22 protein-coding genes and 1 tRNA gene are annotated in these 19274 nt (G+C 57.8%); 18 read left to right on the forward strand and 5 right to left on the reverse strand.

The features are described 5' to 3' along the window. Positions 1-92 precede the first annotated feature (92 nt). The 5 genes from murI to hemA are packed head-to-tail and all read right to left on the reverse strand — an operon-like array spanning position 93 to position 4834. Positions 93-887, reverse strand: coding sequence for a glutamate racemase (gene murI / locus BFQ03_RS25955; protein ID WP_065944308.1), 795 nt, complete (start codon positions 885-887; stop codon positions 93-95). Beyond that, positions 880-1635: a molybdopterin-synthase adenylyltransferase MoeB gene (locus BFQ03_RS25960; protein WP_065944309.1), complete on the reverse strand. Its 756-nt coding sequence runs from the start codon at positions 1633-1635 to the stop codon at positions 880-882. The genes murI and BFQ03_RS25960 overlap by 8 nt, the downstream gene beginning before the upstream one ends. Beyond that, positions 1629-2465 (reverse strand): peptide chain release factor N(5)-glutamine methyltransferase, encoded by an 837-nt coding sequence (gene prmC / locus BFQ03_RS25965; protein WP_065944310.1) that lies wholly within the window; start codon positions 2463-2465, stop codon positions 1629-1631. Before prmC ends, BFQ03_RS25960 begins: the two co-directional genes overlap by 7 nt. Continuing rightward, the gene (gene prfA, locus BFQ03_RS25970; protein WP_029295658.1) at positions 2466-3548 is read right to left on the reverse strand and encodes a peptide chain release factor 1; all 1083 of its coding nucleotides are present in this window, start codon (positions 3546-3548) and stop codon (positions 2466-2468) included. It abuts the gene before it with no gap. Further along, entirely contained in the window at positions 3545-4834 is a 1290-nt protein-coding gene (gene hemA, locus BFQ03_RS25975; protein WP_032857774.1) for a glutamyl-tRNA reductase, read from the reverse strand. Before hemA ends, prfA begins: the two co-directional genes overlap by 4 nt. Before the next feature lie 305 nt (positions 4835-5139). Here hemA and BFQ03_RS25980 point away from each other — a divergent pair, with 305 nt between their 5' ends. From BFQ03_RS25980 to hrpT, 18 genes are all read left to right on the forward strand, one after another. Continuing rightward, positions 5140-6864, forward strand: coding sequence for a tetratricopeptide repeat protein (locus tag BFQ03_RS25980; protein ID WP_032857775.1), 1725 nt, complete (start codon positions 5140-5142; stop codon positions 6862-6864). 4 nt (positions 6865-6868) lie between these two features. Continuing rightward, positions 6869-7486, forward strand: coding sequence for a lipoprotein insertase outer membrane protein LolB (gene lolB / locus BFQ03_RS25985; protein WP_032857778.1), 618 nt, complete (start codon positions 6869-6871; stop codon positions 7484-7486). A 1-nt stretch (position 7487) separates the two neighbouring features. After that, complete coding sequence (gene ispE, locus BFQ03_RS25990; RefSeq protein ID WP_032857779.1) at positions 7488-8336, forward strand: 4-(cytidine 5'-diphospho)-2-C-methyl-D-erythritol kinase; 849 nt, start codon at positions 7488-7490, stop codon at positions 8334-8336. 37 nt (positions 8337-8373) lie between these two features. Further along, positions 8374-8448, forward strand: a tRNA-Gln gene (locus BFQ03_RS25995). Positions 8449-8493: 45 nt separating this feature from the next. Next, the gene (locus BFQ03_RS26000) at positions 8494-9435 is read left to right on the forward strand and encodes a ribose-phosphate pyrophosphokinase (protein WP_003208392.1); all 942 of its coding nucleotides are present in this window, start codon (positions 8494-8496) and stop codon (positions 9433-9435) included. A gap of 138 nt (positions 9436-9573) precedes the next feature. Then, a complete protein-coding gene (locus tag BFQ03_RS26005) occupies positions 9574-10170 on the forward strand; it encodes a 50S ribosomal protein L25/general stress protein Ctc (RefSeq protein WP_065944311.1) in 597 nt (198 codons plus the stop codon). A gap of 168 nt (positions 10171-10338) precedes the next feature. Next, positions 10339-10923 carry an aminoacyl-tRNA hydrolase gene (gene pth, locus BFQ03_RS26010; protein ID WP_032857782.1) on the forward strand — a complete coding sequence of 195 codons (585 nt, stop codon included), beginning with the start codon at positions 10339-10341 and terminating at the stop codon, positions 10921-10923. Between the two features lie 22 nt (positions 10924-10945). Beyond that, entirely contained in the window at positions 10946-12046 is a 1101-nt protein-coding gene (ychF, locus tag BFQ03_RS26015) for a redox-regulated ATPase YchF (protein WP_032857783.1), read from the forward strand. Positions 12047-12448: 402 nt separating this feature from the next. Beyond that, positions 12449-13372, forward strand: a complete 924-nt coding sequence (locus BFQ03_RS26020) for a sigma-54-dependent Fis family transcriptional regulator (RefSeq protein ID WP_032857785.1) — start codon at positions 12449-12451, stop codon at positions 13370-13372. Positions 13373-13562: 190 nt separating this feature from the next. Continuing rightward, positions 13563-13763 carry a type III secretion protein gene (locus BFQ03_RS30065; RefSeq protein ID WP_139115738.1) on the forward strand — a complete coding sequence of 67 codons (201 nt, stop codon included), beginning with the start codon at positions 13563-13565 and terminating at the stop codon, positions 13761-13763. Between the two features lie 116 nt (positions 13764-13879). Then, the gene (locus tag BFQ03_RS30885; RefSeq protein WP_223232753.1) at positions 13880-14245 is read left to right on the forward strand and encodes a hypothetical protein; all 366 of its coding nucleotides are present in this window, start codon (positions 13880-13882) and stop codon (positions 14243-14245) included. A 6-nt stretch (positions 14246-14251) separates the two neighbouring features. Further along, the gene (gene sctJ, locus BFQ03_RS26030; protein WP_032857789.1) at positions 14252-15061 is read left to right on the forward strand and encodes a type III secretion system inner membrane ring lipoprotein SctJ; all 810 of its coding nucleotides are present in this window, start codon (positions 14252-14254) and stop codon (positions 15059-15061) included. Further along, a complete protein-coding gene (locus BFQ03_RS26035; protein ID WP_032857791.1) occupies positions 15033-15611 on the forward strand; it encodes a hypothetical protein in 579 nt (192 codons plus the stop codon). The genes sctJ and BFQ03_RS26035 overlap by 29 nt, the downstream gene beginning before the upstream one ends. Further along, positions 15601-16206 carry a type III secretion system stator protein SctL gene (gene sctL / locus BFQ03_RS26040; RefSeq protein WP_345788468.1) on the forward strand — a complete coding sequence of 202 codons (606 nt, stop codon included), beginning with the start codon at positions 15601-15603 and terminating at the stop codon, positions 16204-16206. The genes BFQ03_RS26035 and sctL overlap by 11 nt, the downstream gene beginning before the upstream one ends. A 96-nt stretch (positions 16207-16302) precedes the next feature. Continuing rightward, positions 16303-16521, forward strand: coding sequence for a hypothetical protein (locus BFQ03_RS26045; protein WP_032857794.1), 219 nt, complete (start codon positions 16303-16305; stop codon positions 16519-16521). Position 16522: 1 nt separating this feature from the next. After that, positions 16523-16915, forward strand: a complete 393-nt coding sequence (locus BFQ03_RS26050) for a hypothetical protein (RefSeq protein ID WP_032857795.1) — start codon at positions 16523-16525, stop codon at positions 16913-16915. Positions 16916-16929: 14 nt separating this feature from the next. Next, a complete protein-coding gene (gene sctC, locus BFQ03_RS26055) occupies positions 16930-19071 on the forward strand; it encodes a type III secretion system outer membrane ring subunit SctC (RefSeq protein WP_032857797.1) in 2142 nt (713 codons plus the stop codon). Then, on the forward strand, positions 19068-19271 hold the full coding sequence (gene hrpT / locus BFQ03_RS29390) for an HrpT family type III secretion system protein (RefSeq protein WP_083204915.1): 204 nt from the start codon (positions 19068-19070) through the stop codon (positions 19269-19271). Before sctC ends, hrpT begins: the two co-directional genes overlap by 4 nt. Positions 19272-19274 lie beyond the last annotated feature (3 nt).

Genomic DNA, 19274 nt, shown 5'->3' on the forward strand with positions numbered 1-19274 from the left:
CGAAGTTGTATGTTTTTTGATACGTATCAACAGCTATAGAAATCCTGGATTACGCAGAAGTTCAGCTAAAAAACCGACTATTTCACGATTTTTTACCGATCGAAGCTTCGCACAACGCCAGTGAATCTCCATAGTGTGGGTAGGATATTTCTGAGGTGTTGCGGATCACCGCTGGTCCAGAACTGTGCAATCCGAGGCGGGCCCTCGGCCAGCAGTTGGCGTTCGTCCAGCAGGCGCTGCAACTGACGCGCGACCGCCGCCCCAGTGTCGATCAGGATGATCGTCGGTGGCAGCAGCGTCGCCAGCAATGGCTTGAGGAAGGGATAGTGGGTGCAGCCCAGGATGATGGTGTCGCAGCCGGCCTCGACCAATGGTGCGACATACCCTTGCAGCATCTGGCGCAGCGCCGGGCTGTTCAGGTCGCCGGCTTCGATCAGCTCCACCAGCCCTGGGCAAGGTTGGGTAATCACCCGCACATCGGTAGCAAAGCGATCCAGCAACGCGGCGAACTTGGCGCTTTGCAGGGTGCCCGTGGTGGCGAGCACCCCGACCACACCGCTGCGGGTCGCGGCCGCCGCGGGCTTGACCGCCGGCTCCATGCCCACCAGCGGCCAATCCGGATAATCACTGCGCAGATCAGCGACCGCCGCCACGGTAGCCGTATTACAGGCAATCACAAAGGCCTTGGCGCCCTGCTCGCGAAAAAACTCTGCGACCACCCGCGAACGCTCACGAATGAATGCCGGGGTTTTCTCGCCGTAGGGGATATGCCCGCAATCCGCCACGTACAGCAGCGACTCATGGGGCAACAAACGATGAATTTCATCCAGCACCGACAAGCCGCCGACGCCGGAGTCGAACACACCAATCGGTGCATCCTTAACCATGCTGGCTACCGCAAACGCTGCAGCCTGGATCACGCTTGACCCGCAGCTCGCGAAAACGTGTGCCCAGGGCATCGATCAACAGCAGGCGCCCGACCAGCGGTGTGCCAAAGCCGGCCAGCAGCTTCAGGGCTTCCAGGGCTTGCAGGCTGCCAACCAGCCCTACCAGCGGGCCAACGACGCCGGCTTCGCTACAGGTCAGTTCGGTGTCGCTGCCATGCCCATATAAACAGTGGTAACACGGGCTTTCCGGGCGCCGCGGGTCGAACACCGAGAGCTGGCCTTCCAGGCGAATCGCCGCGCCGCTGACCAGTGGCTTGCCAGCCACCACGCACGCCGCATTCACTGCCTCACGGGTGGAAAAGTTATCGGAGCAATCGAGCACCAGGTCCACAGCGGCCACGGCGGCGGCTAACGAATCAGCGTCCAGCGCCGTGCGGTGGGCAATCAGTTGAATCTCCGGGTTGATCGCACTCAACCGCTTGATAGCTGAATCGACCTTGCTCAGGCCGACGCTGTCGGTGTCGTGGATGATCTGGCGTTGCAGATTGGTCAGGTCGACGGTATCAAAGTCTGCCAGATGCAACTCGCCGACACCGGCCGCCGCCAGGTACAGGGCCACCGGAGCACCGAGGCCACCAAGACCGACGATCAACGCACGGCTGTTTTTCAGGCGCAACTGGCCCTCGATGTCGACCTGTTGCAACAGAATCTGTCGGCTATAGCGCAACAGCTCCTGATCGGTCAGCACGGCCGGCGTCCCAGGCTGATGCGCTCATGGCCACCGAGGTCGATACGGCTGTGGACTTCGTCAAAACCTTGCGCCAGCAGCAGGTCGCGCACGGCGGGAGCCTGGTCGTAACCGTGTTCGAGCAACAACCAGCCGCCGGCCTCTAGGTGCGCGGGCGCCTGGGCGATGATCAAGCGCAGGTCGTCCAACCCATCCTGGCCTGCAACCAGCGCACTGGCCGGTTCGAAGCGCACATCGCCGGCCACCAGGTGTGGATCGTTGTCGGCTATATAAGGTGGGTTGCTGATGATCAGGTGGTAGGTGTGATCTTTCAGGGCACTGAACCAGTGACTGTTGAGCACCGTGACGTTGTCCAGGTGCAGGCGCTGGCGCTGGCGATTGCGTTCGGCCAGCGCCACGGCCTCCAGCACGCGATCAACAGCGGTCACGCTCCAGGCCGGGCGCTCACTGGCCAAGGCCAGGGCAATAGCGCCGCTACCGGTGCCCAGGTCGAGGACAGTCGCCGGGGTGGCGGGCAACAGTTCCAGGGCCGCTTCCACCAGCAACTCAGTGTCCGGGCGCGGGATCAGCGTGTGCGGCGCGACTTCCAGGTCAAGTTTCCAGAAGCCTTGCTGGCCGAGGATATAGGCCACCGGCTCGCCGCTGCGGCGCCGTTGCAGGTAGTCGGCAAACACCAGGGCGTCCTCGCTGCTGACGATTTTTTCTGGCCAGGTGTGCAAGTAGCTGCGGGACTTGCCCAGGGCAGCCGCCAGCAGCAACTCCACATCCAGGCGCGCGGTCGGCGAGTCGGGCAGGTCGGCGGCGCGCAACAAGCTGGCAATAATGGTCATTTATTCACCTATCGCCGCCAGTTGGTCGGCCTGGTATTCGGCCAGCAACGGCTCGATCACGGCGTCCACGCCACCGGCAAGGATTTCGTCCAGGGAGTACAGGGTCAAGTTGACCCGGTGGTCGGTGACCCGGCCCTGGGCATAGTTGTAGGTGCGGATACGTTCGGAGCGGTCGCCCGACCCCACCAGCAACTTGCGCTCGCTGGCAATCGCGTTGGCGGCGGCGCTGGTCTGCTGGTCGTTGAGCTTGGCCGACAGCCAGGACATGGCTCGCGCGCGGTTCTTGTGCTGGGAACGTTCTTCCTGGCACTCCACCACAATGCCGGACGGCAAGTGAGTGATGCGGATCGCCGAATCGGTCTTGTTGACGTGCTGGCCACCCGCGCCCGACGAACGATAAGTGTCGACGCGCAAGTCTGCCGGGTTGATTTCGATGGTTTCCTGCTCGTCCGGCTCGGGCAATACCGCCACGGTGCAGGCCGAGGTGTGGATGCGGCCCTGGGATTCGGTGGCTGGGACGCGCTGTACGCGGTGGGCGCCGGATTCGAATTTCAACTTGCCGTAGACGTTCTCGCCTTCGACCCGGGCAATGATTTCCTTATAGCCGCCGTGCTCGCCTTCGTTCTCGGAGAGGATTTCCACGCGCCAGCCGCGACGCTCGGCATACCGCGAGTACATGCGGAACAGGTCGCCGGAGAAGATCGCCGCCTCGTCGCCACCGGTACCGGCGCGGATTTCGAGGAACACGTTGCGCCCATCGTTAGGGTCTTTGGGCAGCAGCATGCGTTGCAGGTCGCCTTCCAGCTCGACGAGCTTTTCCTTGGCCTCACGGACTTCTTCCACGGCCATTTCACGCATGTCCGGGTCGCTGTCCTTGAGCAGTGCCTGGGCACCTTCGAGGTCGGCCTGCACTTTGAGCAGTTGCGAATAGGTGGTCACGATCGGTTCAACTTCGGCGTATTCCTTGGAATAGGCACGGAACTTGGTTTGATCGGAAATGACCTCGCCGTCGCCGAGCAAGGCGGTCAGTTCTTCGAAACGGTCCTGGAGCACGTCCAGTTTATTGAGCAGTGACGCTTTCATTGCGGTTTTTTATCCGAAGAGCTGTCTGGCGCGCCCTCACCGAGGGCAAAGAGTTCCTGGGCCATGGCCAGCGCATCGAGGCGGCCTTCGGCAGTCAGTTTTTTAAGCTGTACGCTGGGAGCATGCAACAGCTTGTTGGTCAGGCCACGGGCCAATTGCATCAAAACATCTTCAGCACTGGCGCCATTGGCCAGCAGCCGCTGGGCCTTGATCAATTCCTCGTCGCGCAAACGCTCGCCCTGTTGGCGATAGGCCTTGAGCACATCCACGGCGGCCAGTTCGCGCAGGCGCACCATGAATTCATCGGCACCGACCGCGACCATTTCCTCGGCAGCCTGGGCAGCGCCCTGGCGGCTCTTGAGGTTTTCGGCGACCACTTCGTGCAGATCGTCGACGCTATATAGATAAACGTCGTCCAATTCACCGACTTCGGGCTCGATGTCCCGGGGGACGGCGATATCCACCATGAAAATCGGTTTGTGCTTGCGCAGCTTCAAGGCACTTTCCACCGCGCCCTTGCCGAGGATCGGCAACTGGCTGGCAGTGGAGCTGATCACGATATCGCTGCGCACCAGTTCGGCCGGGATATCGGCCAGTAATACTGCATGGGCGCCGAATTCTTCGGCCAGGATGCTGGCGCGCTCCAGGGTTCGGTTGGCCACCACGATACGCTTGACGCCCAGGTCATGCAGGTGCCGGGCGACCAGGGTGATGGTCTCACCCGCGCCGATCAGCAGGGCCTGGCTGCGCTGCAGGTCGCTGAAGATCTGCTTGGCCAGGCTGACGGCGGCAAATGCCACGGAGACCGGGTTTTCACCAATCGCCGTATCGGTGCGTACCTGCTTGGCCGAATTGAAGGTGGCCTGGAACAAACGCCCCAGCAGCGGCCCCACGGTCCCGGCTTCGCGGGCCACGGCGTAGGCCGACTTCATCTGGCCGAGGATCTGCGGTTCACCCAACACCAGCGAATCAAGCCCCGACGCAACGCGCATCATGTGACGAACTGCCGCATCATCTTCGTGCACATAAGCACTGGAGCGCAGGTCATCCAGGCTCAAATGATGATAGTCAGCCAGCCAGCGCAGCACGACATCCGCACAAAGATGTTCCTGCTCTATATAGAGCTCACTGCGATTGCAGGTGGAAAGGATCGCAGCTTCGCGGCTGTCGGTGAGCCGGCACAGCTGCTGCAAGGCCTCAACCAACTGCTCCGGGGTAAACGCCACGCGCTCGCGGACGTCTACAGAAGCAGTCTTGTGGTTGATACCCAGAGCAAGGAAGGCCATTCAATATCGCTGATGATGTCGAGAAGCCGACAATTGTCCTACTTCGACTGACTCAGAACAACCACCGTCGTCTATTGTCCTAATGCCTTATGCCTATAAAGGCCCGTTGTAGGAGCGAGCTTGCTCGCGAAAATCGTCAACGATAACGCTGCCACCCCGGGCAAACGCGGCGCCTTTGCGTTTTTCGCGAGCAAGCTCGCTCCTACAGGGGGAGCATTTAAGGCAATCGGAGTGCCCCGGTTATGTTTGGCCGAGGGCTTGTGTCATGATGATCCGACCGCAGGTTAGTGTCGTCCTCTTCCTATATGAATAGATCTTCCGCGTTGCTCCTTGCCCTTGCCTTCCTCGGCGGCTGCCAGTCCATGGCCCCCGTATCGTCGCAGAGTCCTGCGCCGGTGGAAGACAGCACCCCCGCCCCTGAAAAACCCAAGGTTTATTCCTCGTTCAGTGAAGAAACGATCTTCAGCCTGCTGAGCGCGGAGCTCGCCGGCCAGCGCAATCGTTTCGACATTGCCCTGGATAACTACGTAACCCAGGCCATCAACACCCAGGATCCGGGGATTTCCGAGCGCGCATTTCGCATCGCCGAATACCTTGGCGCCGATCAAGCTGCGCTGGATACGGCGATGATCTGGGCGAAGAACGCGCCGGATGACCTCGAAGCCCAGCGCGCCGCAGCCATCCAGTTGGCACGCGCCGGGCGCTACGACGACTCCATGGTCTATATGGAGAAAGTCTTGCAGGGCAAGGGCGATACCCATTTCGACTTCCTCGCCCTGTCGGCCGCCGATACCGACCAGGACACCCGCGACGGCCTGATGAAGAGTTTCGACCGCCTGCTGCAAAAGCACCCGAGCAATAGCCAACTGGTGTTTGGCAAGGCATTGCTGCTGCAACAGGATGACGAACCACAGGCCGCCCTGAAACTATTGGAGCAAAACCCGCCGGAAGAAGGTGAGATCGCCCCGCTGCTGCTGCGTGCGCGACTGCTGCAAAGTCTCAACCGCGGCAAGGAAGCCTTGCCGCTGCTGCAAAAAAGCATCAAGAAGTATCCGGACGATAAGCGTCTGCGCCTGACCTACGCGCGCATGCTGGTGGAACAGGACCGCATGGAAGACGCCAAGGTGGAGTTTGCCAGCCTGGTCCAGCAATACCCGGATGACGACGAACTGCGCTACTCCCTGGCGCTGGTGTGCCTGGAAGCCAAGGCCTGGGAAGAGGCCAAGGGTTATCTGGAAGACCTGATCGCCCGCGAAAGCCATGTCGATTCGGCCCACCTGAACCTGGGACGCATCGCCGAAGAACGCAACGACCCGCAAGGCGCGCTGATCGAATACGCCCAGGTCGGCCCCGGCAACGACTATCTGCCAGCCCAACTGCGCCAGGCCGATATCCTGATGAACAACGGCCGCACCGACGAAGCCGAAAAACGACTGGCCGCTGCCCGCGATGCCGAGCCGGACTACGCCATCCAGCTGTATCTGATTCAGGCCGAAACCTTGTCGGCCAACAATCAGGGGGAGCGCGCCTGGAAAATCCTCGCCCAGGCCCTGCTGCAATACCCCGACGACCTGAACCTGCTGTACACCCGCGCCATGCAGGCCGAAAAACGCAATGACCTGGCCCAGATGGAAAAGGACCTGCGCCTGATCATCAAGCGCGACCCGGACAATGCCATGGCACTGAACGCCCTGGGCTACACCTTGTCAGACCGTACGACGCGTTATGCCGAGGCCAAGGCCCTGATCGAGCAGGCCCACCAGCTCAACCCGGAAGACCCGGCAGTACTCGACAGCCTGGGTTGGGTGAATTACCGCCTGGGCAACCTGGATGAAGCCGAACGCCTGTTGCGCCTGGCCCTGGAGCGGTTTCCCGACCAGGAAGTCGCCGCTCACCTGGGCGAAGTGCTATGGGCCCAGGGCAAACAACGCGAAGCCCGACAAATCTGGGGCAAGTTCCTCAAGGAACAACCCGACAGCCCTATCCTGCGCAGCACCATCAAGCGCCTGACCGGATCCGAGACTCTTTAATTCTATGTTTTTGCGCCACGCCATCGTTTTTAGTCTTATCGCCTTGCTCGCCGGTTGTGCGGGCTTCGGCGCCCGTGAGTCCGTCGAAGGCCAGGGCAACCCGGCGCAGTGGCGCCAACACAAGGATCAGCTCAGCAGCATTGATGGCTGGCAGATCGAAGGCAAGATCGGGGTGCGTGCACCGAAGGATTCGGGCAGCGGCACCTTGTTCTGGCTGCAACGCCAGGACTATTACGATATCCGCCTCTCTGGCCCCCTGGGCCGTGGCGCTGCACGCCTGACCGGGCGCCCGGGGCAAGTGAGCCTCGAAGTGGCCAACCAGGGCCGCTATGAAGCGCCATCACCGGAAGCCTTGCTCGAAGAGCAGGTCGGCTGGAAGCTGCCGGTCTCGCATCTGGTCTGGTGGGTTCGCGGCCTGCCCGCGCCTGACAGCAAGAGCCGCCTGAGCCTCAATGGCGACAGCCGCCTGGCCACTCTGGAACAGGATGGCTGGCAGGTCGAATACCTGAGCTACGTGGAACAAAGCGGCTACTGGCTACCCGAGCGCATCAAACTGCACGGCAGCAACCTTGACGTCACGCTGGTGATCAAGGACTGGCAACCACGCAAGCTGGGGCAGTGACATGAGCGAACGCCTGACCCTGCCCTCCCCGGCCAAACTCAATTTGATGCTGCATATCCTCGGTCGCCGTGAAGACGGCTATCACGAGTTGCAGACGCTGTTTCAATTCCTCGACTACGGCGATGAACTGACCTTCGCCGTGCGCGACGATGGCGTGATTCGCCTGCACACCGAATTCGAAGGTGTGCCTCACGACAGCAATCTGATCGTGAAGGCAGCCAAAAAACTTCAGGAACAATCCGCGTGCCCCCTCGGCATTGATATCTGGATCGATAAAATCCTGCCCATGGGCGGCGGCATCGGCGGCGGCAGCTCGAATGCCGCGACCACCCTGCTCGGTCTCAATCACTTGTGGCAACTGGGTTGGGATGAAGATCGCCTGGCCGCGCTGGGCCTGACGCTGGGCGCCGACGTCCCGGTTTTTGTGCGTGGACACGCCGCATTTGCTGAGGGTGTCGGGGAAAAACTCACCCCTGTAGACCCCGAAGAGCCGTGGTATGTCGTGCTTGTTCCGCAAGTATCTGTAAGTACAGCAGAAATTTTTTCAGATCCGTTGTTGACACGTAACTCTTCTCCCATTAAAGTGCGCCCCGTTCCCAAGGGAAACAGTCGAAATGACTGCTTACCGGTGGTAGCAAGGCGTTACCCAGATGTACGTAACGCATTGAATTTGTTAGGTAAATTTACCGAAGCAAAACTCACCGGAACTGGAAGTTGTGTGTTTGGGGGCTTCCCAAACAAAGCTGAAGCTGATAAAGTCTCGGCCCTTCTTACAGAGACCCTTACAGGGTTTGTAGCAAAGGGAAGCAACGTTTCGATGTTGCATCGCAAGCTGCAAAGTCTGCTCTAAAAGGAATCGAGTACTGGGTACTCGTTGCAACAGATACAGGGGCGTCGCCAAGCGGTAAGGCAGCAGGTTTTGATCCTGCCATGCGTTGGTTCGAATCCAGCCGCCCCTGCCATTTTCTATACTCATCCAGGTTACCCTCAGCCTCTAGGTACTGCGCGTGTCCAAGATGATGGTCTTTACGGGGAATGCTAACCCCGATCTGGCTCGGCGTGTTGTACGTCAGCTGCATATCCCTCTCGGTGACATCTCTGTCGGTAAGTTTTCCGACGGCGAAATTACAGCCGAGATCAATGAAAATGTCCGCGGTAAAGATGTTTTCATTATTCAGCCGACTTGCGCTCCGACCAACGATAACCTGATGGAACTCGTCGTGATGGCTGATGCCTTCCGCCGCTCCTCAGCGACTCGAATCACAGCTGTAATCCCTTACTTTGGTTATGCCCGTCAGGATCGCCGTCCGCGTTCCGCGCGTGTGGCTATCAGCGCGAAAGTCGTCGCTGACATGCTGACCGTGGTAGGTATCGACCGTGTTCTCACGGTTGACCTGCACGCTGACCAAATCCAGGGGTTCTTCGATATTCCGGTAGATAACATCTACGGCTCCCCCGTCCTGGTGGATGACATCGAAGACCAGCGCTTTGAAAACCTGATGATCGTGTCCCCGGACATTGGTGGCGTCGTGCGTGCACGGGCTGTTGCCAAGTCCCTGGGCGTGGACCTCGGGATCATCGACAAACGCCGTGAGAAAGCCAATCACTCTGAAGTGATGCATATCATCGGTGATGTCGAAGGGCGTACCTGTATTCTGGTCGATGACATGGTTGATACCGCCGGCACCTTGTGCCATGCGGCAAAAGCCTTGAAAGAGCACGGTGCAGCAAAAGTCTTCGCCTACTGCACACACCCTGTGCTGTCGGGCCGAGCGATCGAGAACATCGAGAACTCAATGCTGGACGAACTGGTGGTGACTAACACCATCCCGTTGTCCGCAGCTGCTCAAGCCTGTTCGCGTATCCGTCAACTGGATATCGCACCGGTTGTTGCCGAAGCGGTTCGCCGCATCAGCAATGAAGAATCGATCAGCGCGATGTTCCGCTAAGGGTCAAACCTTCGCGGCATCAACCTGACGAAAAGCGCCCCGCCCCAGCATATTGTTGGGGCGGGGCTTTTTTGCCCATATCGCCTTTAGCGCTGGTCGCAAACGCTGGGGCGAATGTGGTTATTTTGGAGATACAACATGAACGATTTTACTCTGAATGCTGAAGTGCGTTCCGACCTGGGGAAAGGTGCGAGCCGCCGCCTGCGTCGTCTCGCAAGCCTGGTTCCAGCTGTAGTTTACGGTGGCGAAAAAGCCCCTGAATCCATCAGCATGCTGGCTAAAGAAGTTGCCAAACTGCTCGAAAACGAAGCGGCCTACAGCCACGTTATCGAACTGAACGTTGGCGGCAAAAAGCAGAACGTTATCATCAAGGCCCTGCAGCGCCACCCGTCCAAGGGTCACGTACTGCACGCTGACTTTGTACGCGTAATCGCTGGTCAGAAACTGACCGCTATCGTTCCAGTCCACTTCGTTGGCGAAGCAGCTCCGATCAAGAAAGGCGGCGAGATCTCGCACGTGACTTCGGAAATCGAAGTTTCCTGCCTGCCGAAGGACCTGCCTGAGTTCATCGAAGTCGACCTGACCAACGCTGAAATCGGCGCGATCATCCACCTGTCCGACCTCAAGGCCCCTAAAGGCGTTGAGTTTGTTGCACTGGCTCACGGTGATGACAAAGCTGTTGCAAACGTACACGCTCCACGCGTTGCACCAGAAGCAGAAGACGCTGCAGAGTAATTCACTCTGTAATGTCGGAGCTTGAGGAAACATCGCGGACCGAAACGTAGCGAGAAAGCGGGCGATAACGCGAAGTTTATCTCTGGATAAGTGAGCTCCTGTCGTCCACTTTCGCCGCAACGAGGTTGCGGCGATGTTATCCACAACTCCAAAGGAAGGGCCCCTGTCGTGACTGCCATCAAACTGATCGTTGGCCTGGGAAATCCAGGCGCCGAATACGAACAGACCCGGCATAACGCGGGGGCCCTTTTTGTTGAGCGCATCGCCCACGCCCAAGGCATCAATCTTGTGGCCGATCGCAAATATTTTGGCCTGACCGGACGCTTCTCGCATCAGGGTCAGGATGTTCGTCTATTGATTCCCACCACCTACATGAACCGCAGCGGCCAGGCTGTCGCGGCGCTTGCGGGCTTCTTCCGGATCAAACCCGAAGAAATCCTGGTGGCCCATGACGAACTGGACCTGCCACCCGGCGTTGCCAAGCTCAAGCAAGGCGGCGGCCATGGCGGTCATAATGGCCTGCGCGACATCATCGCGCAGTTGGGCAATCAGAATACCTTTTACCGCCTGCGGCTCGGCATTGGCCACCCAGGCGTTGCCAGTATGGTTTCAAATTTCGTCCTGGGTCGTGCGCCACGCGCCGAACAGGAAAAACTCGATGCAAGCATCGATTTTGCCCTCGGCGTGCTGCCGGATATCTTCGCCGGTGAATGGAACCGCGCGATGAAAAACCTGCACAGCCAGAAGGCCTGACTTTTTTCCGAGGGGAAACACCATGGGATTCAATTGCGGCATCGTCGGCCTACCTAACGTCGGCAAGTCCACCCTGTTCAACGCCCTGACCAAGTCCGGTATTGCGGCGGAGAACTTCCCCTTCTGCACCATCGAGCCCAACACCGGTATCGTGCCGATGCCCGATCCGCGCCTGGACGCACTGGCGGCCATCGTCAATCCCAAGCGCATCCTGCCGACCACCATGGAATTCGTCGACATCGCAGGCCTGGTAGCCGGTGCGTCGAAAGGTGAAGGCCTGGGCAACAAGTTCCTCGCCAACATCCGTGAGACCGATGCCATCGCTCATGTAGTCCGCTGCTTTGAAGACGAGAACGTGATTCACGTCTCCAACAGCGTCGACCCAAAGCGCGACATCGAAATCATCGACCTGGAACTGATCTTCGCCGACCTCGACAGCTGCGAGAAGCAACTGCAAAAGGTCACGCGCAACGCCAAGGGCGGCGACAAGGACGCAGTGGTCCAGAAGGCCCTGCTGGAGCAGTTGATCGCGCACTTCACCCTGGGCAAGCCTGCACGCAGCCTGATGAAGAACATGAGCATCGACGAAAAGGCCGTGATCAAGGGCTTCCACCTGCTGACCACCAAGCCTGTGATGTACATCGCCAACGTGGCTGAAGACGGTTTCGAGAACAACCCGCTGCTCGACGTGGTCATGGCCATTGCCGAAGAAGAAGGCGCGATGGTTGTACCGGTGTGCAACAAGATCGAAGCGGAAATCGCCGAGCTCGATGACGGCGAAGAGAAGGACATGTTCCTTGAGGCCCTGGGCCTGGAAGAACCTGGCCTGAACCGTGTGATCCGTGCGGGTTACGAAATGCTGCACCTGCAGACCTACTTCACCGCGGGTGTCGAAGAAGTGCGCGCCTGGACCGTCAAGGTCGGCGCCACCGCGCCACAGGCTGCCGGCGTGATCCACACCGACTTCGAAAAAGGCTTTATCCGGGCCGAAGTGATCGCCTACAACGACTTTATCCAGTTCAAGGGTGAAGCTGGGGCCAAGGAAGCCGGTAAGTGGCGTTTGGAAGGCAAGGAATATATCGTCAAGGATGGCGATGTGATGCACTTCCGTTTCAACGTGTAAAGTTCCACTCGCGACGTCTGTCGCCCAAAAAGCCGATGCCCTGCATCGGCTTTTTTGTGGGTGCTCCAACGGTTAGAACACTCGATGAAATATTAAGAAACCGTTAAATTTTTAAAAAAACACAAGCAACAAACTATAAAACAAACACTACAAGCCTACATCCCGCATCATTAATAATATTCACAAAATTTTTAGGACTCATCCTACGCGGAAGTGCAAATACCACTCCTACAGAAACTTGAATATATTTTAAGTTTAAGCATCTCAAACATCTCAAGTAAAACAAGGGCCAGCCCCAGCATCCTTTCGCGATGACAACCTGGATAATTTCCGGTCTACTGGCCGATATCACTAGCTAATTCAAATAATAGCGAGCGACAACTCTATTGGAGTAATAGCAACATGTCGGCCTCCTATCAGAATGAAATTGAAACAGATACACCGTTCAACGAATGCCCAGACATAGAAACAACCATCATTAACACCGCCCCGCTCAACATCGACATTCTGTTACTCGGGGAAACAGGTACCGGCAAGGACACCTTGGCGCAACGTGTTCATTGCCTATCAAGGCGACGAGGCAATTTCGTCGCGGTCAACTGTGCCGCGATACCGGAGAGCCTTGCCGAGAGCCAACTGTTCGGCGTCAACAGCGGCGCCTACACCGGGGCCATGCAGTCACGTGCAGGTTCTGTCGAAGCTGCGCACCTGGGCACCTTGTATCTGGACGAAATAGACAGCATGCCGCTCCCTCTGCAAGCCAAGTTGCTGCGGGTACTGGAGTCCCGAGGGGTCGAACGCTTGGGCTCGACGCGGTTTATCCCCGTAGACATGCGAGTGATCGCGTCTGCCCAGCAATCCTTGCATGAGATGGTCGAGCAAGGCGCCTTCAGGCGCGATCTGTACTTTCGCCTGAACGTCGTCAATATCAACCTCCCGCCACTGCGCGAGCAACGAGAGCGCATCATCCCTCTGTTCTTGAAAATGATCCGCCAGGAGGCCGACTACTTCAAATGCCCTGTGCCCATCCCTGCCAGCGCCCTGCTTTCGCAGCTGCTGTGTCATCCCTGGCCGGGGAACGTGCGCGAACTGCGTTCGACAGCCAAGCGTTTCGTCCTGGGGCTCCCTCCTCTCTCTGTACCTGTAACAGAGCGCCAAGAGATGGAAATACCTCTCAAGGAACGACTACAGCAAATCGAGAAATCGCTGATTGAAGCGTCGCTGAACCGTCATGCCCACAACGTAGACGTCGTAGCCGTTGAGTTAGGTGTTGCCAAGCGCACGCTCTATTACCGGATGAAGCAATTGGCAATATCACTGACCTGAGTACATTCCACCCCCACCAGCAACGCTCTGAAATAATTACACTTTTTGAAACATACCCCTCAGGTGCATTTGGAACGCATACATTTCCTGAGCCACATAAATTGTGGAACAGCGAAATTGGATGTGACACACCCATATCTCAGTATCGCTTAAGTCCGGTGAGATTAACGTCAAGTACGGAGTAAAAAATATGAGTATTGGTTCAATTGGCTCTTCCGGTTCTAGCCCTTTCGGTAGCGGCGCTGGTGGCATGAGTGCAGAACAGGCGGACGCAGGCATTGAAGCGGCAGAAGCAAAAAAGAGGGCGGATGGTGTAAAAAACGCATGGAAAACTGCGGAAAACCAAAATACCACGGGTATAAAAACAGCCTCTGATGCACTCCGCTTGTAATCAAGTCTAGCCCCCCCTGACCTTCCCGGAATTCAGTAGCGGGAAGGTCACTTCACCGCCTCATCAATAACAAGAAGCACGTCCCCAACCCTAAGTATTTATGTAAAAGGCGCCATATGTTTATAGGAAGAGTACGTTCTGTCGAACATGATGATCTCAATGGCTCCTCTAGCGCACAGGAATCATCAATCTCTCGCACCGACGTCAACTATTTTGCCTCACTCATGGACCCGTCGGCATTTGCCAGTGCGGCGCCAAGTTACACTACGCCACAGAGCATGCTTTCCGACGCATCAGGCAAATTGGCTTCCGTGACCCAGCGCATGACCAAAAGCCTGCGCGCCTTGAGCGGCGACAATAAGTTTGACGAAGCGCGAAAATATCCGGACCAACTTTCCGATACGTTATTGCTGACGCACATTCTCGTTAAGAGTGTCGGTAAGACCGCACAATGCATCGATAAAATCAGCAACCTTCAGTAGATAACAATGACTCGCTTTCTGCGTATTATATTAACTCTAGCGTTGTCATTCATGCTGCATGCCTGTAGTGAGCGTGTCGAACTTCATCGTCAACTTTCCGAGCAGGAGGCCAATGAGGTCATCGCCGAGTTGGCAGACAAACACATACGCGCCAGCAAAGTTCCGGCCAAAGACGGTGTTGTGGTTGTGGTCAACGCATCCGATATCGGGCGTGCCGTACGCACCCTGGACGCCGTCGGACTGCCCAAGGCAGCCCGCGCTACCCTGGGCGACACCTTTCGCAAGGAAGGGGTCATCTCGACCCCGCTTGAGGAGCGAGCGCGCTACATCTATGCCTTGTCCCAGGAACTGGAAACAACGTTATCGAACATCGATGGGGTGATCGTCGCCCGAGTCCACGTCGTGCTGCCCGAGCGTGTGGCACCGGGCGAACCGGTACAACCCGCCTCCGCCTCCGTGTTCATCAAGCACGATCCTCGGCTTGACCCCGACAACATCCAGGCCCGTGTTCGCCGGATGGTCGCCAGCAGCATTCCAGGGATGACCAACGCCGTCGAAAACCCGCAAAAATTAACGGTGGTATTCGTCCCGGCGACAGCCTATCTGGAGCAGCAACGCCTGGCCTATTTCGGTCCGTTCCTGGTGCCGGGAGATGACATTGGTTTTTGGCGGGCCAGTGTCAGCTTCACAATGATCATTTTAGTGCTGCTCATTATCGCCGTAACGTTCTGGCGGATCAGAGGACAGCGAGCGCTGCCGCATGCCCAATCGGCCGGCCCATCCCCTGATGCGCCAATCCACCCGTACGATGAGTAACCTGGCATGGGTCCAGTGGTGGGCAACACCCTGGCTGTATTCGAGCGAAGACTGGCGAACGGTTGATGAACACGCTGCGCTGAGTATGCTTTATCACAGTCGACACTTACGGGTGGGCAAAATCTACGGCGTCGCCCCCTGCCTGCCTCCAACGCCTCAGCCCACACTGCTTCAACTGGCTCTCGCATCGCCAGACCAACTTGACCTGGTACTTGCATTGATCGACAGCACGTGTCGCCCGACCTATGCCAGTGCATTAAATGAAAACCTCCAGCAGTGGTGCAACAGACTCTCCAAGGCATTGCCCCCGGATATGCTGCTGCCCGATGACGACCCCTTGCAGTTGCTACGTACCTGGGTCAACCCTGCCACCTGGCAACGCATCAGATTGAGATTCCCTCGACGGCGCGTTCTGGACCTGGAGAAAAAAAGCCTTGCGCTCGGAGACTCGTATAGCCGCCTCGATACCCTATGGCACGCCGTAGTCTGGCGTATTGCGACGATCAACAGCGACGGTAAAGCGCCTTACGCCAAGGACCATGGAGACTGAAACGATGTTTTGCCGACATAAAATCGACTTGCCCAAAGGCACCGGTCCCTTTCCCGAAACCCTGATCCCCCGCGAAACACTGGCAGGTTACACACAGGCCAATCATGCTTTGGAGCACGCAAAGGCCCAGGCCAGACAATTGCTGAAGCTGGCAGAAAAGCAGCGTGAAAAACTTCTGGAAAACGCAGGCCTTGAAATCTGGCGACGTGCCGATGCCCAGTTCAAGCGCTGGGAAGTCGAACGCCAGGCGATGTACGACAACCTTGAGCGCTATGCCTCCTCAATCGCCAACCAGGCGATTCATCTCCTGCTGGAAGAGACTCCCCCGCCACAACGCATGGAAGCCCTGCTCAAACAACTGATGGCCAGCCAGATGCCAGTGGTCAAGGCGACATTGCTGTGCCATCCACTTGAGCAGGAGGCCGCCCGACAGTATCTCACCGTCCACAATAATACGCTCTGGGTACTACGCGCCGACGACACAATCAAACCCCAGACACTGCTATTACAGACCGAAGAGGGGGACTTCTGTATTGATTGGGCCGCTATGCATGGCACCTTTCTAGACCAAAGCAAAAAGCGGGTGGACGACTGATTTTTAAACACGCACATGCCCCCTCAAATAAACTGCTACACATGGAACCAATTCGAAATACAAACCACAGAGAGGAAACACAAAAGGAGCAAAGCCATGAGCTACTACGAAGGTTACAGAGAGCGGCTTCTAAGCGATGCGAAGCGCAGCAAACGCGATGTCTACGACTTGATGGAAGAAAACTCTGGATCTGAGGAGGATATGGCTTTGTTCTATGAACTCTTGATGACTAATCGTAAGTCCGAATATGTTTTCACTGAACATATCAGAGCAAGGCATATGCTACTGAAGTCTGGCCTGGACAGCGGACAATAAATTGAAGGCACTACTTAGCAACTGGTTGAATAACCGCACCGAAGAACTAACACTCATCGAAAACAATGACGAAATAATCTTGCGTCATTGTTCTAACACCTTGTTATTGCAGGTCCAACTGACTCCAGACCGACCTGATAAATCACACCTCAGAACCTGGATGCGCCTGGGTAACGCAAGTCTGAGTCACTTTCAGGGCGCACTCGCCCAGGCGCCTGCAACAGGTGCGCTCTGGTTGACTCAGTGTCTACAGGAAAACGCCGGCGAGAAGCATCTGCTGGACAGTCTCGAAGCCCTGCTCAACCAGCGCGATACCTGGCGCGCAATGATCACACGCCTTGCAAAACCGGCCCAACGGTTCCAACCCACGTCACTCCGCTCGCTGCCGCACTAATCAGAGAACGCCCAATGTATAACAAGAAACACAAGCGCACTCGCTTGCGCGCCGTCTCGCCTACTGCTCTCCAAAAAGGCGCCCATTGGCGCTACCTGCTGGTGCTGCCTTGGTTGCTTTTGCCCTTGCAAAGCCCGCTCGCCGCTATTCCCGCCGAATGGAAAAATACCGCCTATGCCTATGAAGCCGAACATAAGCAAGTGCGTGATGTGCTGGAGGATTTCGCCCAGACCTTTGGCACGCAATTGCAGATCGACGGCCTCCTGGAAGGCAACGTCAATGGCAAGATACGCGCCAATACCCCGCAGTCGTTACTCGACCGGCTGGGAGTAGAGCATCGCTTCCAGTGGTACATGTACAACAACACGCTGTACATCAGCACCCTGGATCAACAGGAGTCCGCACGCCTGGAGGTCTCATCCGAAACCGTTGCCGACTTGAAACAGGCATTGACGGACATTGGACTGCTCGATAGCCGTTTCGGCTGGGGGGAACTGCCCGATGATGGCGTGGTGCTGGTGTCAGGCCCCAAGCGCTATATCGACCAGATCAAGCAGTTCAGCAGCCAGCGTAAATCTCCCGATGAGAAACAAAGTGTGCTGACGTTCCCGCTGAAGTTCGCCAACGCAGTGGACCGCCCGATTGATTACCGTGGCGAAAAGCTGGTCATTGCAGGGGTTGCCAGCATGCTGCGAGGGTTATTGGAACCTCGGGACAACTCAGGGCTGTCGTCGATGAGCCCGCGCCCTGCCTCATCATCGCAGCCCTCGCCTGTCACCCCGATCCTGCCCCGCCTGGGCAATCCGATGCTGGACCAGATGCTCGGCTCACAGGCGCCCCTCGGGCCGATGAATCCAAGCATGTCGCTCACCGCCAGGGCACCCGTTGCAAGAGGCAAGATCCGTGTCGAAGCGGATGTGCGCAATAACGCCGTGCTGATCTACGACCTGCCAGAGCGCCAGGCAATGTACCGCGAGCTGATCGCCCAGCTCGATGTGGCACGCAAGCTGGTGGAGATCGACGCCATCATCCTCGATATCGAGCGCACGCAATTGCGCGAGTTCGGTGTTAACTGGGGCTTTCAGAACAGCCGCTTTCGTGGCGGTGTAAATATGGCACCGGGCACCTCCGCGCAAATATCGATTGAAAACCGCGACCGTTTCTATGCCGATATCCGGGCCCTGGAGGCCAAGGGCCTGGCGACCATGGTGTCCAACCCTTCGGTGCTGACCCTGGAAAACCAACCCGCCGTCATTGACTTCAACCGTACTCAGTACCTGACCGCCGGTGTCGAAAACGCGACCATCCTGCCCATTACCGTCGGCACCAGTTTCCAGGTGGTGCCGCGGGTCATCACCACGCGTGGCCATCACCAAGTCCATTTGGCGGTGGATATTGAAGATGGCAACTTCGACGAAACCAACCCCGAACGCATCGGCCCCGATGTACGCCGAGGCAAAGTCAGTACCCAAGCGGTGATGGCGGAAAAACGCTCGCTGGTGGTCGGCGGGTTCCATGTCACTGAAAGCGCCGATAGACGCAACAAGGTGCCGGTACTGGGCGACATCCCGTTACTGGGCAAGACGCTGTTCTCTTCCACGGAGCGCAAGAACAACCGTCGCGAACGCCTGTTTATCCTGACCCCGCGGGTGATCGGCGACCAGGCCGACCCGTCACGCTATTTACCCCAGGACGACCAGGTGGAACTCCAGGCAGCCCTCAAACCCCTGGCCAGGCGCTATGCCGGGCACCAACCAGTGATCAAGCGCAGCGATATCACCAGCGCTCTCGCCCACCTCGTGACCGGACAAGTACCTGACACCTTCAAGGCCGCGCCCATGCCCCTGGGCCTGAACACCTTGTGCAACCCACGCAACCTGCTGGCGCTCAATAGCGAACGCAGCCAATGGTATGCAGGCCCACAGTTCAACGTGGCAGTGGTCGTGATGCGTAACCAGTTCAATCGCAACGTACGTATCGATGAGAACGAATGCAGCAACTCCCAGACCCTGGCCGTCAGCGTCTGGCCACGGGCCTGGCTCAAGCCAGGTGAAGAGGCGGAGGTGTTCATCGCCATGCGCCCGGTGGTCAAGGATGAACATATCGGTGTGTCCCGCCCCTCCCTGCTCACCCCAACACGGAAGACCGCGCCATGAAACAGCGACTCTCCTGCATCACACTCCTTGGCCTGGCGCTGCTTATGGCTGGGTGTACACCGACGTGCAAGGGTGACTCCTGCTCACGCCCGCAATCGAGTACTGGCAAGCTGGTGGTCTGGTGGCCACCGCAAATGCGTGTCGAACCCGGCCCATCGGGCGAAAGGGCGGACTATCAGACGATCTCGCTGGAGCAATGACGG

The sequence above is a fragment of the Pseudomonas sp. 25 R 14 genome (assembly GCF_900004755.1).
In the GTDB taxonomy this organism is placed as follows: domain Bacteria; phylum Pseudomonadota; class Gammaproteobacteria; order Pseudomonadales; family Pseudomonadaceae; genus Aquipseudomonas; species Aquipseudomonas brenneri.